15 protein-coding genes are annotated in these 15,628 nt (G+C 60.2%); 9 read left to right on the forward strand and 6 right to left on the reverse strand.

Annotation, left to right across the window (positions count from 1 at the left end; genetic code table 11):
* Positions 1-151 precede the first annotated feature (151 nt).
* Entirely contained in the window at positions 152-2,245 is a 2,094-nt protein-coding gene (tkt, locus tag ASG35_RS03945; RefSeq protein WP_056353055.1) for a transketolase, read from the forward strand.
* A gap of 6 nt (positions 2,246-2,251) precedes the next feature.
* Complete coding sequence (gene gnd, locus ASG35_RS03950; protein WP_056353057.1) at positions 2,252-3,238, forward strand: phosphogluconate dehydrogenase (NAD(+)-dependent, decarboxylating); 987 nt, start codon at positions 2,252-2,254, stop codon at positions 3,236-3,238.
* A gap of 57 nt (positions 3,239-3,295) precedes the next feature.
* Here the strand turns inward: gnd and ASG35_RS03955 are convergent, their stop codons facing one another.
* On the reverse strand, positions 3,296-4,060 hold the full coding sequence (locus tag ASG35_RS03955; RefSeq protein WP_235527457.1) for an ABC transporter permease: 765 nt from the start codon (positions 4,058-4,060) through the stop codon (positions 3,296-3,298).
* A gap of 99 nt (positions 4,061-4,159) precedes the next feature.
* Positions 4,160-5,125 carry a nodulation factor ABC transporter ATP-binding protein NodI gene (gene nodI, locus ASG35_RS03960; protein ID WP_056353058.1) on the reverse strand — a complete coding sequence of 322 codons (966 nt, stop codon included), beginning with the start codon at positions 5,123-5,125 and terminating at the stop codon, positions 4,160-4,162.
* A gap of 386 nt (positions 5,126-5,511) precedes the next feature.
* On the opposite strand from nodI, the gene ASG35_RS03965 reads away from it, so the two are divergent.
* Complete coding sequence (locus ASG35_RS03965; protein WP_056353060.1) at positions 5,512-6,018, forward strand: universal stress protein; 507 nt, start codon at positions 5,512-5,514, stop codon at positions 6,016-6,018.
* 53 nt (positions 6,019-6,071) lie between these two features.
* On the opposite strand, the gene ASG35_RS03970 is transcribed toward ASG35_RS03965, so the two are convergent.
* The 3 genes from ASG35_RS03970 to lexA all read right to left on the reverse strand — a co-directional run bounded on the left by ASG35_RS03970 (position 6,072) and on the right by lexA (position 8,063).
* A complete protein-coding gene (locus ASG35_RS03970; RefSeq protein ID WP_056353062.1) occupies positions 6,072-6,692 on the reverse strand; it encodes a DUF2939 domain-containing protein in 621 nt (206 codons plus the stop codon).
* Positions 6,693-6,815: 123 nt separating this feature from the next.
* Positions 6,816-7,211: a hypothetical protein gene (locus ASG35_RS03975; protein ID WP_235527439.1), complete on the reverse strand. Its 396-nt coding sequence runs from the start codon at positions 7,209-7,211 to the stop codon at positions 6,816-6,818.
* Between the two features lie 195 nt (positions 7,212-7,406).
* Positions 7,407-8,063: a transcriptional repressor LexA gene (lexA, locus tag ASG35_RS03980; RefSeq protein WP_056353729.1), complete on the reverse strand. Its 657-nt coding sequence runs from the start codon at positions 8,061-8,063 to the stop codon at positions 7,407-7,409.
* A 294-nt stretch (positions 8,064-8,357) separates the two neighbouring features.
* Here lexA and ASG35_RS03985 point away from each other — a divergent pair, with 294 nt between their 5' ends.
* The 6 genes from ASG35_RS03985 (at position 8,358) to ASG35_RS04010 (ending at position 14,464) form a co-directional block, all read left to right on the forward strand.
* Positions 8,358-9,395, forward strand: a complete 1,038-nt coding sequence (locus ASG35_RS03985; protein ID WP_056353065.1) for a sulfate ABC transporter substrate-binding protein — start codon at positions 8,358-8,360, stop codon at positions 9,393-9,395.
* Positions 9,396-9,561: 166 nt separating this feature from the next.
* Positions 9,562-10,458, forward strand: coding sequence for a sulfate ABC transporter permease subunit CysT (gene cysT, locus ASG35_RS03990; protein ID WP_056353067.1), 897 nt, complete (start codon positions 9,562-9,564; stop codon positions 10,456-10,458).
* A complete protein-coding gene (cysW, locus tag ASG35_RS03995; RefSeq protein ID WP_056353069.1) occupies positions 10,455-11,387 on the forward strand; it encodes a sulfate ABC transporter permease subunit CysW in 933 nt (310 codons plus the stop codon). Before cysT ends, cysW begins: the two co-directional genes overlap by 4 nt.
* A gap of 15 nt (positions 11,388-11,402) precedes the next feature.
* Positions 11,403-12,461: a sulfate/molybdate ABC transporter ATP-binding protein gene (locus ASG35_RS04000; RefSeq protein WP_056353071.1), complete on the forward strand. Its 1,059-nt coding sequence runs from the start codon at positions 11,403-11,405 to the stop codon at positions 12,459-12,461.
* A 24-nt stretch (positions 12,462-12,485) separates the two neighbouring features.
* Positions 12,486-13,412, forward strand: a complete 927-nt coding sequence (locus ASG35_RS04005) for a CysB family HTH-type transcriptional regulator (RefSeq protein ID WP_056353073.1) — start codon at positions 12,486-12,488, stop codon at positions 13,410-13,412.
* A gap of 47 nt (positions 13,413-13,459) precedes the next feature.
* The gene (locus tag ASG35_RS04010; RefSeq protein ID WP_056353074.1) at positions 13,460-14,464 is read left to right on the forward strand and encodes an asparaginase; all 1,005 of its coding nucleotides are present in this window, start codon (positions 13,460-13,462) and stop codon (positions 14,462-14,464) included.
* 262 nt (positions 14,465-14,726) lie between these two features.
* Here the strand turns inward: ASG35_RS04010 and glxR are convergent, their stop codons facing one another.
* Entirely contained in the window at positions 14,727-15,614 is an 888-nt protein-coding gene (glxR, locus tag ASG35_RS04015; RefSeq protein ID WP_056353076.1) for a 2-hydroxy-3-oxopropionate reductase, read from the reverse strand.
* Between the last annotated feature and the right edge of the window lie 14 nt (positions 15,615-15,628).

Consider the following 15,628-nt stretch of genomic DNA (forward strand, 5'->3'; position numbering starts at 1 on the left):
ATAAGCCACGTCGGGCCTTTAACGGCGTGCGCTTCGTTGTTCTTTGGTGACGCGCCAGTTTTCATGGCACTACACTTGCTCGAAGGACCCGGTTGCCCGCTGTGGCGCCTTTCGTGCCTCAGCGCGCCCTACGCAAAAGGAGTCGTCGCTCATGCCGCAAACCCCCTCGAACTCGTCCGATCTCGACACTCTCGCGATTAATACCATCCGCACGCTGTCCATGGACGCCGTGCAAAAGGCCAATTCGGGACACCCCGGAACGCCGATGGCGCTCGCGCCGGTCGGGTTTCATCTGTGGCAAAACCATCTACGTTATGACCCGGCCGAGCCGTTATGGCCGAATCGCGACCGCTTTGTGTTGTCGGTGGGTCATGCTTCCATGCTGCTTTATTCGCTGCTGCATTTGACGGGCGTCAAGGCCGTCGACCACGCCGGCAAGCCGACGAATGGTCCTGCGGTATCGCTGGATGACATCAAGAATTTCCGGCAACTGGACAGTAAGACGCCGGGTCATCCGGAATACCGGATGACAACGGGCGTTGAAACCACCACGGGCCCGCTCGGCCAAGGCTTGGGGAATAGCGTAGGCATGGCAATGGCCGCGCGCTGGTACGAGGCGCGTTTCAACAAGCCCGACGCAAAGATTTTCGACTATCGCGTGTACACGCTTTGTGGCGATGGCGACATGATGGAAGGCATCTCGCACGAAGCGGCATCCATGGCCGGTCACCTGAAGTTGTCCAACCTGATCTGGATCTACGACAGCAACCGCGTGACGATTGAAGGGCACACGGATCTGGCGTATAGCGACGACGTGGAAACGCGTTTCAAGGGATACCACTGGAACACGATCCACGTGGACGACGCCAACGACGCCGGCGCGCTGGAAGCCGCGCTGAACCAGGCGAAGGCCAGCACCGACAAGCCGACGTTGATCGTGGTGAAAAGCATTATCGGCTGGGGCGCGCCGCACAAGCAGGATACGTCGGCGGCGCACGGCGAGCCGCTCGGCGCGGATGAAATCAAGCTCGCGAAGAAGTTCTATGGCTGGCCGGAAGACGCGAGTTTCCTTGTGCCGGACGGCGTGTACGCGCACTTCAACGAGGGCTTTGGTGCACGCGGCAAGGCAGCGCGCGAGGCGTGGCAGAAGAGCTTCGATGAATACTCGAAGAAATATCCCGACCTTGCGAAGGAGTTCGCGCAGATCGAGGAGCACGAACTGCCGGAAGGCTGGGACGCGGACATTCCTGTATTCGACGCCGATGCCAAAGGCGTGGCGTCGCGCGAATCGTCGGGCAAGGTCCTGAACGCGATCGCCAAACGCATTCCATGGATGATCGGCGGCTCGGCGGATTTGTCGCCATCGACGAAAACCGATCTGAAGTTCGAAGGCGCGGGAAGCTTCGAGTACGACAACTACGCCGGCCGGAACCTGCATTTCGGCATTCGCGAACATGTGATGGGCGCGATCTGCAACGGCTTGGCTTTATCGAATTTGCGGCCTTACGGTTCGACTTTCCTGATTTTCAGCGACTACATGAAGCCGCCGATCCGCCTTTCCGCGATCATGGAAGTGCCCGTGGTCTACGTGTTCACGCACGATTCCATCGGTGTGGGCGAGGACGGTCCTACGCACCAGCCGATCGAACAGCTTGCCTCATTGCGCGGCGTACCGGGCTTGAGCACCTTCCGTCCGGGCGATGCCAACGAAGTCGGCGAAGCATGGCGCTTCGCGTTGAATCAACCGCAGACGCCGGCTTGTATTGTAGTGTCGCGTCAGCCAATGCCGACGTTCGACCGCTCGAAATATGCATCGGCGAAGGGCGTGCACAAGGGCGCCTACATTCTCGCCGATGCCGACAACGGCAAGAAGCCCGAAGTCATTCTGATGGGCACGGGTACGGAAGTGGGCGTGTGTATCGAGACATACGAGAAGCTCAAGGCTGAAGGAATTTCCGCGCGCGTGGTCTCCATGCCGTCCTGGGATGTGTTCGAGAAGCAGGACATGGAATACAAGGAATCGGTCTTGCCGCCGGATGTGGATGCACGCGTGTGCGTGGAACAGGCCGGGTCGCTTGGCTGGGATCGATACGTGGGGCGTCTCGGCTCGGAGATCGTGATGCATACGTTCGGGGCATCGGCGCCGCTCGCCGACCTGAAGAAGAAGTTCGGCTTCACGCCGGAACACGTCTACGAAGAAGCCAAGAAGCAGATCGAACGCGTCAAAACCAGCCATAAGGAGTAAGCGGCCATGCAGATAGGAATCGTCGGATTGGGCAGGATGGGCGCGAATATCGCGCGTCGTCTCATGCGGGGCAATCAGACCTGCGTGGTCTACGACCACAACCCGGACGCAACGCAAGCCGTGGTCGCCGACGGCGCGACAGGCTCGAGCAACCTTGGCGATCTCGTGCAGAAACTTGCGGCGCCGCGCACAGTCTGGCTGATGCTGCCGGCCGGCAAGATCACCGAAGATTCCATGAACGATCTGTACGAGATCCTGGAAGCGGGTGACACGATCATCGACGGCGGCAACAGCTTCTATAAGGACGACATCATCCACGCGGCAAAGCTCAAGCAAAAGGGCATTCATTTCGTCGATGTGGGTACGTCGGGCGGCGTGTGGGGACTGGAACGCGGTTATTGCATGATGATCGGCGGCGAGAAAGATGTCGTGCAGCGCCTCGATCCGATCTTCTCCGTGCTCGCACCAGGACGCGGCGACATTCCTGAAACGCCGAACCGCGAAGGCCGCGATACGCGCGTTGAAAACGGCTATATGTATGTGGGTCCGGTCGGTTCGGGGCACTTCGTGAAGATGGTGCACAACGGCATCGAGTACGGTCTGATGCAGGCGTATGCGGAAGGATTCGACATCCTGAAGCACAAGTCGTCGACGGATCTCCCGGAAGCGCAGCGTTACGACCTCGATCTCGCCGATGTGGCCGAAGTCTGGCGGCGCGGCAGCGTGGTGTCGTCGTGGCTGCTGGATTTGACGGCGGGCGCGCTAGCGGGCAACGTTTCACTCGACAAGTATTCGAGCGAAGTGGCCGATAGCGGCGAAGGGCGCTGGACCATCGAGGCGGCGATCGAGGAAGCGGTGCCGGCGCAGGTGTTGTCGGCGGCGCTTTACACGCGCTTTCGTTCCCGCGATGGCAATTCGTTCGCCGACCGGATGTTGTCGGCTATGCGATTCGGTTTCGGCGGTCACAAGGAGTTCACGCCCGGTCTGAAATAATGGCGTGAACGAGTAGTTCGAGAGCCGCTCACGCGTCGCGCTGAGCGGCTTTTTTTGTTATCGCATCATGCGTCGACGGAACAACATCGCGCAGATGAAAAACGGGATGATCGCGTAGGCCGCAAGCACCGCAACGTGAAGCACGAGTTGCTCTGGCGGACGATCCAGCATCGCAGGCCGGATCAACGCAACCGCATGCGACAGGGGCAACAACAACGACACGTGCTGCGCAAGCGCCGGCAACTGCGTCAGCGGGAAAAACACGCCGGAAAGCAACAACATGGGCGTAAGCGCGAGCGTCTGGTAGAACATGAAAAAATCATAGCTCGGTGCAAGCGCGGTCACGATCATCGCCGTGCTCGAAAACGCCAGACCGGTCAGGACGATCACCGGCAATGCGTAGAGCATCGACGGAAAACTCGCGTAACCCAGCACGCCTGCGACCAGCATGATCGCGACGCCCGAAAGCACCGATTTGCTCGCGGCCCACACGATCTCCGCCAACACGATATCGCCGAGCGTCAAAGGCGTATGCATGATCGCTTCCCACGTGCGCTGGACGTGCATGCGTGAGAAGCCGGAATACATGGCTTCGAAACTCGCCGACATCATTACGCTCGATGCCACCGTGCCCGCCGCCAGAAACGCGATATACGACACGCCGTCCACGTGACCGACCATTAGTCCAAGTCCGAGGCCGAGTCCAAACAGATAGATCATGGGATCGGCGAGATTGCCGAACATCGAGGCGATCGCGAGCTTTTTCCACACGAGATAATTACGCCGCCAGACCGAAATCCAGTTGGTTGCGTTCGCCGGCATGGACGACAGGAACGGCTCGTGGTCGGGCTTCTGCGCCGGCTTTTGTACATTGCCCGAGGGAACGTTCGCAGCGTTGGTTTGCGGTTTGCTCGACATCGCCTAGTCCACCATCTCGCGCCCGGTCAGGCGCAAAAACACGTCTTCAAGATTAGCCGGCCTGTGCAGATAACGCACGCCCGGACGGCCCTTCACCCGTTGATGCACGGGAGCGGGGTCATCGACATAACAAAACAGCGTTTCGCCGCTGATTTCCATGCGACTTACGAAAGGCGTGAGTTCATCGCGCAGTGCTTGCGGATCGGGGCCATAGATCTCGATCACGTCACAACCGATCACGCTTTCGATCAACTCGTCCGGCTTGCCTTCCGCGACCTTGCGTCCTTCTTCGATCACACATAGCCGGTCGCAAAGCCGCTCCGCTTCCTCCATGAAGTGCGTAGTGAGAAGAATGGTCTTGCCGCGCGATAGCAGCGAACGCAACCGCTCCCAGATGAGATGACGCGCTTGAGGATCGAGACCAGTGGTCGGTTCGTCCATGACGAGGACATCGGGGTCGTTCACGAGCGCACGCGCGAGCGTCAGCCGCCGCTTCATGCCGCCCGACAACTCGCCGACTCGCGCGTTCGCCTTGCTTTCGAGGCGCGCGAATTCCAGCAGTGATGGAACCACGGCCTCGATTTCGCCGCCGCTCATGCCGAAATACCGGCCGAAGATCAGCAAGTTTTCTCGCACGGTGAAGTCGGGATCGAGATTGTCGAACTGCGGAACAACGCCCACGCGGCGGCGCGCATAACGCGCTCGGGACGGAATGGGTTCATCGACGAGGCGGATCGTGCCGGCATCCGGCGCGGCAAGTCCGAGCAGCATCTTGAGCGTGGTGGTCTTGCCCGCGCCGTTCGGGCCGAGGAGTCCAAAACACTCGCCGGGCTGCACATGAAACGACAATCCATCGACTACCGTTTTGTCGCCATAGTGCTTCCGGACATCGATAAATTCGATGGCGGGACTTGTCGGCGCGTCCGGCAAACGAGTTGCATCCTGAGGTAAAACTGCTGCATCTGCCATGCGTTGGAACTCGGCTTTGGGTCAGGAATCAAGCTGACTAGTTTAATCGATTGCACCAGCGCGGCGCGCCGCCCGGCGTGACGTGCACTGCGTGTGCGCATGAGGGTAAATTTCCGAACCCAAACGGCTTCCTGGAAAGGGTAGTGATCGGCTGCGTCGGCCGCCCGTCAAGGGATTGCGCGTGCTGGCACGCTGCGCGCTTCGGAATTTTCCAGTGACGTAAATGCATTAGCGTTTTCCATCGTTGCAAGCGGTTTGGCGACGCACCATGATGACGGCAACGCGGCCGGGGTTTTGCGATCGACTGAGCACGAGGCACAACCCGCAGCACGTTGAAATTGTTTTTTCGATGCCCTTTGCTGCCACGAGCAGCGCGGAGAACCACCATGGCGAGCTACCGAAAAATCCTGCTGTGCTACGACGGCTCTCGCGAAGGTCGAAAGGCGCTGCGCGACGGCGCGAACCTCGCGCTCGAACTGAAAGCCGAAACACACTTGCTAGCTGTAGTCGATATGCGCTCGAGCATTGCGCAAAGTGCGGGCCTTCTCACCGATATGGCCTGCGGGCGCTTCGAAGACGCCGCCCGCGACATCCTGCGCGAAGGCGTGGAATGGCTAACCGAGCGCGGCGTGCACGCCGAGGGTCATTTCGCGTTTGGGCACCCTATCGATGAAATTGCCGGGCTTGCGCAAAGCCTGCAGGTCGATCTGGTCGTAGTGGGACATCGTTGCCGGACAGGGCTCGCCCGGTGGTGGATGGGCGCGGGCAACACACCGCTGATGGACCGCGTGTCGTGCAGCATTCTGGTGGCAGTTTCGCCGGTTGGATCGACGGCCGAACAGGAAGATGCAGCGCATGCCGCAGTGCCTGTGAAGGCCGAAGTCAATGTGTGAAACGGGGCGGGGTGTAATGGCTTAGTGCAACGGCTGAAGTCGTTCACTCCCGTTCAACCGCCGTTCAATTCGATACCGACCAGCTTCCACGAAAACAGTCCATAGCGTTTGAGAACGGCCGAATAGCGCGCATCTCCCGCGCCGTGCTGGTAGTTCACGACGAACGTGTCGAAGCTTCTATAGCCTGCCGTTGTCGCGGGCGGTTCTTTTTGTTTGGGCTCAGATGGCGCGCTGGAAATCGGCGGTGCGCCCGGCGAAGCTGGCGTTGTTCCCTCGTTGGCGGAATCCGGCGAAGGCGGGACCGGCGGTTTCTCGCCAGGATCGCCTCGCGGCGGAATGCCGTTCAGGATTGCGGCGACGCCATCTGGCGTGGCATATGAATCAACGAGCGGCCCGATCAGCGCAGCGCCGATCATTGCACCTAATAGCGCCAGCGGATTGCCGCTTTTTTGCACATCGATCTTGCGCGTGAGCAGTTGCCCGACCTGTTCCTTCAAGCTTTGCCGCAGCAGCGGAAAATCGACGTAGGTGTTCACCGTCTCGGCGTCGCGCGCATCGGCGGCGCGTTTCATCCTGTCGAGCGCAATATAAGGCGACGCGTAAAGCAACCCGAGCGCGGCGATGACCGCAATCACGATCAGCGCGGTTAGAACCGATTTACTGGTACGAGTCATACGAGAGGGAACCTGTGTGTGATTGAATGGATGACGGCAAATAATCCCATTAACAGTCTCAATTGACCGCGCCGCCACCAAATCTATCCCTCGGCTCACCAGCAACGAAGTGACCCGCAACCGTCACGCGAGCAAACCACCCTCGACACCTGCGCGTTCTTCGTCGATACAACGGTCGATCATGCGCGATACCGCGTTGATATTTCCCACCATGATCACGCGCGATTCACTGCGATAAACCCGCACCGGCGCACGATGTTCGGCCTGCGCGTGCACTGACGAACTCAGCGATACACGTGCGAACGCCGGTTGCCGCGATGGCAGGACGGGCGGTTCATCGAACATATCCGGCGTGTTCGTGTCTTTGCGCGTCTTGCAGGAAATCAATGCCCGCAAATGGCGGAATCGGCCGAATTCGCGAAATTGACGGAACGAAAGCGGGGAGCGCGCTGCGGGCGCGAAAGCCACGGATGCATTGGATAAAAACGAGGCAGAAAACAGGCGGGCAAATCGTTCCATGATGTTTCTCCGTGGACAATAGGGCACGCGCCGGTTCATTGCGGATGCAATGCCCGTCACGCTTTATAAGGCCGGAAATTCAACCGCAGTGCAGCCGGAAGCGAGCGCACCCGCCGCCGCAATGCGGATCAGAAAACAGCATTCAAAACACGAGAACCGGAACGCGGCCAACAAATCGGCGGCGAACGAACCACATCACAACTCGCCGGATCGGATTAGTCCAACGGCGATGCCTTCCAGCGCAAATTCATCGCTGCCCGACGCCACGAAGATGTTTTCGTAGTCAGGATTTTCGGCAATCAGCTCAACGCCGTCCGGACGACGCTTCCAGCGCTTGACCGTCACGTCGTCGCCCAAGCGCGCAACAACGATCTGACCGTCCTTGGCTTCGTTCTTCTTTTGCACCGCGAGCAGATCGCCGTCGAAAATGCCGGCGTCGCGCATGGACAGACCGCGAACCTTCAACAAATAGTCAGGCTTGCTGGAGAACAGTGCGGGATCACAGGCGAAGTGCTGCGAGATATGTTCTTGCGCCAGGATCGGACTACCGGCGGCTACGCGCCCGACCAGCGGCAATGACAACTGCATGATGCTGGCGTGCGGCAACGTAAATTGATGAGGGCCGTCGTCAGGACCAGGCTGGTTCAGCAGCCGAATGCCGCGCGATGAGCCCGCGGCCAACTCGATCACACCTTTACGCGCCAGCGCACGAAGATGCTCCTCGGCGGAATTGGCCGAACTAAAGCCGAGTTCTGCCGCGATCTCGGCGCGTGTGGGCGGAAAACCAGTGCGCTCGATTGCGCGCTGGATCAGTTCGAACACCTCTTGCTGCCGCGCAGTCAGTTTGCTCATTTTGGTCACGTCTTTTAGCCCCTTTTCTGGTCGCGCATCCACTGTATGGATGAACAGATGCCTGTAGTTTTATACAGTATTCGCGGCTTTTCAAGCTTTACTTTAAGTTCGGCGTCGCCACGACCACACACAAGAGGGAAACGCGCCGCTCCAACGCCCGTTTACCGGTCGCAACACCGCTTCCAGCCGTCATTAGCACTTTTTGATCTAAAAGCATGAAGAACAATTATTTTTAATAATGAAAGCCCGTCGATAGACTCGGCCCATCCAACACCATAAGACGGAGAACGGGGAATGCTGAGTCGGAATACGAGCTGGAGCGCGCGAGCGAGGCAACTGCTGGCGACGGCGATTATCGGAGCGGCGTCCGGAATGGGCATGGTCGCGCAAGCGCACGCCGATACATCGTTTCTCAATGTGTCGTACGACCCGACGCGTGAGTTGTATCAGGACTTCAATCAGGCTTTCGGCAAGAAATGGAAGGCTGAAACCAACGAGACCGTCACGTTCAAACAGTCGCACGGCGGCTCGGGTGGTCAGGCGCGCTCTGTTCTCGACGGCTTGCAAGCCGATGTGGTGACGTTGGCGCTGGCATATGACATCGATGCACTGTCGGCGAAGGGTCTCGTCGCGCAGGATTGGCAAAAGCGTTTGCCGGATAACGCCTCGCCGTACACATCGACGATCGTATTCCTCGTTCGCAAGGGCAATCCGAAGCAGATCAAGGACTGGCCGGATCTGCTCAAGCCGGGTGTATCGATTGTGACGCCGAATCCCAAGACCTCGGGCGGCGCACGCTGGAACTATCTCGCGGCTTGGGCGTACGCCGAACATCTGCCGGGCGGCAACGCGACGACCGCGAAGGACTTCGTGACCAAGCTCTACAAAAACGCCGGCGTGCTGGATTCGGGCGCACGCGGCGCAACCACGAGCTTCGTGCAGCGCGGCCAGGGCGACGTGCTGATCGCCTGGGAAAACGAGGCGTTCCTGTCGCTGAAGGAATTCGGTTCGGACAAGTTCGAGATCGTGGTGCCGTCGGTGAGCATTCTCGCCGAGCCACCGGTTGCGGTGGTTGACAAGGTTGTCGACCGCCATGGCACGCGCAAGCTCGCCGAGGCGTACCTGAAGTATTTGTATAGCGAGGAAGGCCAGGAGATCGCGGCGCGCAACTTCTATCGTCCGCGTTCTACAGCGGTTCCGGCCGCGCTCACCAAGCAGTTCCCGAAGATCAAGCTGTACACCATCGACGATTCGTTCGGCGGCTGGACGAAGGCGCAAAAGACGCATTTCGCCGATGGCGGCGTGTTCGATTCGATCTATCAGCCGCAGTAATAGCGGTGGCCGTGAAAGCGTGAAAGACAGCATCGCCGGCGTTCGTCCGCTCGCGATGCTGTAGTCGTAAAGAGTCGCAAGAAAACCAAAACACCACGGCCGCAAAGACGGTCAGAACCCCGAAGCGCCGTTTCCCCGCGACGCAACGGTACTGGATGATGGACGCATGACAACTTTTACTTTCCGCAAGCCCAGCGCGCTGCCGGGCTTCGGCCTGACGCTTGGCGTCACGGTGGCGTATCTGAGCCTCGTGGTGCTGATTCCGCTCGCCGCGACTTTTGCCAAGACGGCCACGCTCGACTGGGCCACGTTCGTGCGCGCGGTCACGTCGCCGCGCGTGATGGCGTCGTACCGGCTGACGTTCTCGGCGGCGCTTGGCGGCGCGTTGATCAACGCCGTGTTCGGTTTCCTGGTCGCGTGGGTCCTGGTCCGCTACACGTTTCCCTTCAAGCGCATCGTCGATGCCGTGGTCGATCTGCCGTTCGCGTTGCCCACGTCTGTTGCGGGCATCGCGCTGGCCGCCGTGTATGCGCCAAATGGCTGGATCGGGCAATTTTTCGCACCGCTCGGCCTCAAGGTGGCGTTCACGCCGCTGGGCGTGCTGGTGGCGCTGACGTTCATCGGTTTGCCGTTCGTTGTGCGGACCGTGCAGCCGGTGCTGGAAGACTTCGAGCGCGAGCAGGAAGAGGCGGCCGCGTGCCTCGGGGCCACTCGCTGGCTGACGTTTCGCCGCGTGGTCCTGCCGTCGCTTTTCCCCGCGCTTCTGACCGGCTTCGCGCTGGCGTTCGCGCGTGCGCTGGGTGAGTACGGATCGGTGATTTTTATCGCGGGCAATGTGCCGATGAAATCCGAAATCACTTCGCTCCTGATCATCACGAAGCTCGAACAATATGACTACGCGGGCGCCACCGCGATCGCCGTGGTCATGCTGTGCGTGTCGTTCCTGATGCTGCTTCTGATCAATACGCTGCAATGGTTCCTGCAGCGGCGCACGAGCCGCGGCGGCGCGGGTCCGGCGCCTGCGCTGGCGGGTTCGCTACATGTCGATGGAGCCAAGGCATGAGCAGCGTCAACCAGAAAACGGCGGATATCGCCGCGCTGCGCGCCATCGAACACAAGCTCGATCCGGTCACGGAACCGCGCGTCGTCCGCTGGATCCTGACAACGATCGCGCTGGTCTTTCTCGCGCTGTTTCTCGTCGTGCCGCTTGCGGCGGTGTTTGCGCAGGCCTTCGCCAAAGGCGTGGCGTATTACTTCGATTCGTTGAAAGACCCGGACGCGTGGTCCGCGATCAAGCTCACGCTGATCACCGCGGCCATAGCAGTGCCGCTGAACGTGGTGTTCGGTCTGTCGGCATCGTGGGCCATCGCCAAGTTCGAGTTTCGCGGCAAGGCGTTTCTCACCACGTTGATCGACCTGCCGTTCTCGGTTTCGCCGGTTGTCTCGGGACTCATCTACGTGCTGATGTTCGGCGCGCAGGGCTGGTTCGGGCCATGGCTCATCGACCATAACGTGCAGATTATCTTCGCCGTGCCGGGCATTGTGCTCGCAACGATCTTCGTCACGTTCCCGTTCGTCGCGCGTGAATTGATTCCGCTGATGCAGGCGCAAGGCAACGACGAGGAAGAGGCGGCCCACGTCCTCGGCGCATCGGGCTGGCAGATTTTCCGGCGCGTGACGCTGCCCAACGTGAAGTGGGGTTTGCTGTACGGCGTGATTCTCTGTAACGCCCGCGCGATGGGCGAGTTCGGCGCCGTGTCCGTGGTGTCGGGCCATATTCGCGGCCAGACCGACACCATGCCGCTGCACGTCGAAATTCTCTACAACGAATACAACTTCTCGGCGGCGTTCGCCGTGGCTTCGCTGCTGGCGCTGCTCGCGCTCGTCACGCTCGGCCTGAAACTGCTCGCCGAAAACCGCATGGCGAAGTCGATAGAAGCCGCGCAAGCCCGCCCCGCCGATGTCCCGGCCGCGGCTTCACTCCAGAACTAGAAGGCGAGAATCAACATGAGCATCATCGTTCGCAATTTGCAGAAGCGCTTTGGCGATTTCGTCGCGCTGGATAACGTCTCGCTCGACTTCCCGGCGGGTGAACTGGTTGCGTTGCTCGGACCTTCCGGCTGTGGCAAGACCACGTTGTTGCGCGTGATCGCGGGACTCGAATACGCCGATGCCGGTACGGTCGTGCTGAACGGCGAGGACGTCGCGGCGGTCGGCGCGCGCGAGCGTCAGGTTGGCTTCGTGTTCCAGCATTACGCGCTGTTTCGCCATATGACCGTATTCGAAAACGTTGCGTTTGGTTTGCGCGTGAAGCCGCGCAAGGAACGGCCTTCCGAAGCAGTGATTCGCGAGAAAGTGCACGAGTTGCTGAAACTCGTGCAGCTCGATTGGCTTGCGCAACGGTTTCCGTCGGAATTGTCGGGCGGACAGCGGCAGCGGATCGCGTTGGCGCGCGCTCTTGCCGTCGAACCGAAAGTGCTGTTGCTCGACGAACCGTTCGGCGCGCTCGATGCCAAGGTTCGCAAGGAGTTGCGAAGCTGGTTGCGCCGTTTGCACGACGATCTGCATATCTCGACCATTTTTGTCACGCACGATCAGGAAGAAGCGCTTGAAGTTGCTGACCGGATCGTGGTGCTCAATCGCGGACATGTGGAGCAGGTCGGCAGTCCGCAAGATGTCTACGATCATCCGCAAACGTCGTTCGTGTACGAATTCCTCGGCGCGGCCAATCGTCTGAAAGGCACCGTCGATGCACAGGGGTTCGTGGCTCAAGGCGTCGCCCAACCGATCGCCACTGAAGCGAATTTCGCGGGTCCCGCTGTTGCCTACGTGCGGCCGCACGATCTCACGCTGTTCCCGACGGCGTCGGGTCATCGCGATGGCATTGTGGTCGACGTCCGCCGTGTCGTGACGCTCGGCGGCTCCGTGCGCGTGGACCTGGAAGGCGCGGAAGGCAATGTGCTCGAAGCCGAGCTGGATCGCGAGACGTGGCGTGGTTTGAACCTGAACATTGGCGATGGCGTGACTGCCGTTCCACGCGTGCTGCGCGTGTTCCCGGCGCATTAAGACTACCTAAAAAGAGAGGCTGACATGAACTTCCAGCAACTGCGTTTCGTCCGCGAGGCCGTGCGCCAGAACATGAACCTGACCGAAGTCGCGAACGTGCTTTATACGTCGCAGTCGGGCGTGTCGAAGCAGATCAAGGATCTCGAAGACGAACTCGGCGTCGATATCTTCATCCGGCGCGGCAAGCGTCTGACGGGGCTGACCGAGCCGGGCAAGGAAGTGCATCAGGTGATCGAGCGCATGTTGCTCGATGCCGAAAACCTGCGCCGCGTCGCGCGCCAGTTCGCCGATCAGGACAACGGCCATCTGGTGGTCGCGACCACGCACACGCAGGCGCGCTATGCGTTGCCGAAAGTCATACGCCAGTTCACCGAGGTGTTCCCGAAGGTTCATCTCGCGCTGCGTCAGGGCAGCCCGCAACAGATCGCGCAGATGATCATCAACGGCGAAGCGGATATCGGCATTTCAACTGAAGCGCTCGACCGGTATCCGGATATTGTCACGTTCCCGTGCTATTCGTGGCATCACACGGTGGTCGTGCCGAAGGGACATCCGCTGGTCGGCCGCGAGAACCTCACACTCGACGAAATCGCCGAATACCCGATCGTCACGTACGACAACGACTTCACCGGCCGTTCGCACGTCGACCAGGCGTTTGCGAAAGTGGGCGCAATGCCGGACGTGGTGCTGACCGCCATCGACGCCGATGTGATCAAGACGTACGTGGAATTGGGCATGGGGATTGGTATCGTCGCTGCAATGGCTTTCGATGAAAAACGCGATACCGAACTCGTCGCGCTCGACACGCAGCATCTGTTCGAAGCGAGCACCACGCGGGTCGGTTTGCGCAAGGGCGCGTTCCTTCGGGCGTATGCATACAAGCTGATCGAGATGTTCGCACCGCAACTCGATGAAGCGCAGATCGCGGCGCAGTTGCGCGAGGCGGCTTAAAAAAACGCTCGAACCCGCTTCAGACACGCTCCGCTACAATTGCGGCCATGAACTCTCTACACATTTCATTGCCGCAAATTGCCGTCCTTGCGACCGGCGGAACCATCGCGGGCGAGGCGGGCGACGCCGCGAAAACATCGGGATACAAAGCTGGCGTTGTCGGCGTCGATAAATTGCTCGATGCCGTGCCGTCATTGTCGCAAGTTGCGCGAATTCACGCGGAGCAAGTGGCGAGCATCGACAGCAAAGACATGACGCCGGCGCTGTGGGCGACGTTGTGCGCACGCGTGAATGCGTTGCTGGCGCAGGACGATATCGATGGCGTCGTCATCACGCACGGCACGGATACGCTCGAAGAAACCGCGTATTTGCTGCATCTGACGGTCAAGAGCGACAAACCGGTCGTGCTGACGGCGGCCATGCGGCCATCGACGGCGTTATCGGCCGACGGTCCACTCAACTTGCTCAACGCGGTCACGGTGGCGGCGAGCCGGCTTTCGTGGAAGCAGGGCGTTCTGGTGGCGTTCAACAACCAGATTCACAGCGGACGCGACGTCACGAAAACCAGCACCTACGCCGTCGATGCCTTCCGTTCACCCGAAGGCGGCGCGCTCGGCTGGGTGCAGGACGGACAGGTCGAATATCAGCGCGCGGTCGTCAGGCCGCATACATCGAATACGCCGTTCAACGTCGCAGCCGAACTGCCGGTGGTCGAGATCGTGCCGAGTTACGCGGGTGCATCGCGTGTGGCGATCGATGCGATGGTCGCGGCCGGCGCAAAAGGGCTCGTGATTGCCGGCACGGGAAATGGCTCGATCCACACGATCATGCAGCAAGCCGTCGCCGATGCCGTCAAGCAAGGCGTGGTTGTCGTGCGTTCGTCGCGGGTCGGTTCGGGGCATGTGATGCGCAACGGCGCGGCGCCGGACGACGCACTTGGTTCGATCACGGCGGGGAGCCTGAACCCTTACAAAGCGAGAGTCTTGTTGATGCTTGCGCTTGCCGCGGGTATCGCGCCAAAAGATTTGCAAAGCGTCTTCGATACCTACTGAAAACAAAAAACGCGAACCTGGTTTGCGTTTCTCGTTTAACCCGGCAACTGTTTCAGTCCAGCGGCGAAATGCGCGAAACCCGCCGAGGGCAAATCCAGTCGGATGAACATTCCTTGAAACGAAAAAAAAGATCCGGCAGGCGGACACCCGGCAATGACGTCTGACCGACCAAGGCTTCCACGTCACTGCCGGGCGCCGCTAGACGGACCCAACGTTATTGCACTTCTTGCAACCCACCGGAGATCAGCCGGTTTTCAGCAATTCATTTTCCTTCGGTAACCTGATGATTCGACATCAGCTCTAGCGCTTTCACCATGCCCGAGTGATCCCATTCGCGTCCGCCGTTCGCCACGCAGACGCTGAACAGTTGTTGCGCGCTCGCCGTGTGCGGCAATGCGAGCCCGAGCTTCTTGGCGCTTTCCAATGCCAGATTCAAGTCTTTCTGATGCAACTCGATCCGGAAGCCCGGATTGAACGTGCGCTTGGTCATGCGCTCGCCGTGCACTTCCAGGATCCGCGAAGCGGCGAAGCCGCCCATCAACGCTTTGCGTACGCGCTCGGGATCGGCGCCTGATTTCGATGCAAACAGCAGCGCTTCACCCACAGCCTCGATGTTCAGCGCCACGATGATCTGATTGGCGACCTTGCACGTTTGTCCCGCGCCGTTATCGCCGATGAGCGTGATGTTCTTGCCCATCACTTCGAACAAAGGCTTCGCCCGCTCGAACGCCGTTTCCGGGCCGCCGACCATGATGGTGAGCGTCGCTTCACGCGCGCCGACTTCGCCGCCGGAGACGGGTGCATCGAGATAATCGCAGCCCAGGGCGTTGATCTTTTTGGCGAACGCCTGCGTTTCAATTGGGGAGATCGAGCTCATGTCGATCACGAGCTGGCCTTTCTCGAGTCCCTTTGCAACGCCGTCGTCGGCGAAGAGGACGTTCGCCACATCGGGCGTGTCCGGCACCATTAACACAATGATCTCGCTGCCGCGCGCGACTTCGGTCGAATTGCCGACCACCGTGCCGAGCGAGCGCAGATCGTCAGGCACCGGATATGCGCCGTTCAGGACCAGCGTGTGGCCCGCTTTTTTCAGGTTGCGCGCCATGTGGGCGCCCATGATTCCAAGGCCGATAAAACCGATTGTTGCCATTACGTGTGTCTCCT

The organism is Burkholderia sp. Leaf177, from assembly GCF_001424345.1.
Lineage (GTDB): Bacteria > Pseudomonadota > Gammaproteobacteria > Burkholderiales > Burkholderiaceae > Caballeronia.

Coding starts and splice junctions, on each gene's coding strand:
- tkt (WP_056353055.1), top strand. CDS start 152: ATGCCGCAAACCCCCTCGAACTCGTCCGATCTCGACACTCTCGCGATT.
- gnd (WP_056353057.1), top strand. CDS start 2,252: ATGCAGATAGGAATCGTCGGATTGGGCAGGATGGGCGCGAATATCGCG.
- ASG35_RS03955 (WP_235527457.1), bottom strand. CDS start 4,060: ATGCCGGCGAACGCAACCAACTGGATTTCGGTCTGGCGGCGTAATTAT.
- nodI (WP_056353058.1), bottom strand. CDS start 5,125: ATGGCAGATGCAGCAGTTTTACCTCAGGATGCAACTCGTTTGCCGGAC.
- ASG35_RS03965 (WP_056353060.1), top strand. CDS start 5,512: ATGGCGAGCTACCGAAAAATCCTGCTGTGCTACGACGGCTCTCGCGAA.
- ASG35_RS03970 (WP_056353062.1), bottom strand. CDS start 6,692: ATGACTCGTACCAGTAAATCGGTTCTAACCGCGCTGATCGTGATTGCG.
- ASG35_RS03975 (WP_235527439.1), bottom strand. CDS start 7,211: ATGGAACGATTTGCCCGCCTGTTTTCTGCCTCGTTTTTATCCAATGCA.
- lexA (WP_056353729.1), bottom strand. CDS start 8,063: ATGAGCAAACTGACTGCGCGGCAGCAAGAGGTGTTCGAACTGATCCAG.
- ASG35_RS03985 (WP_056353065.1), top strand. CDS start 8,358: ATGCTGAGTCGGAATACGAGCTGGAGCGCGCGAGCGAGGCAACTGCTG.
- cysT (WP_056353067.1), top strand. CDS start 9,562: ATGACAACTTTTACTTTCCGCAAGCCCAGCGCGCTGCCGGGCTTCGGC.
- cysW (WP_056353069.1), top strand. CDS start 10,455: ATGAGCAGCGTCAACCAGAAAACGGCGGATATCGCCGCGCTGCGCGCC.
- ASG35_RS04000 (WP_056353071.1), top strand. CDS start 11,403: ATGAGCATCATCGTTCGCAATTTGCAGAAGCGCTTTGGCGATTTCGTC.
- ASG35_RS04005 (WP_056353073.1), top strand. CDS start 12,486: ATGAACTTCCAGCAACTGCGTTTCGTCCGCGAGGCCGTGCGCCAGAAC.
- ASG35_RS04010 (WP_056353074.1), top strand. CDS start 13,460: ATGAACTCTCTACACATTTCATTGCCGCAAATTGCCGTCCTTGCGACC.
- glxR (WP_056353076.1), bottom strand. CDS start 15,614: ATGGCAACAATCGGTTTTATCGGCCTTGGAATCATGGGCGCCCACATG.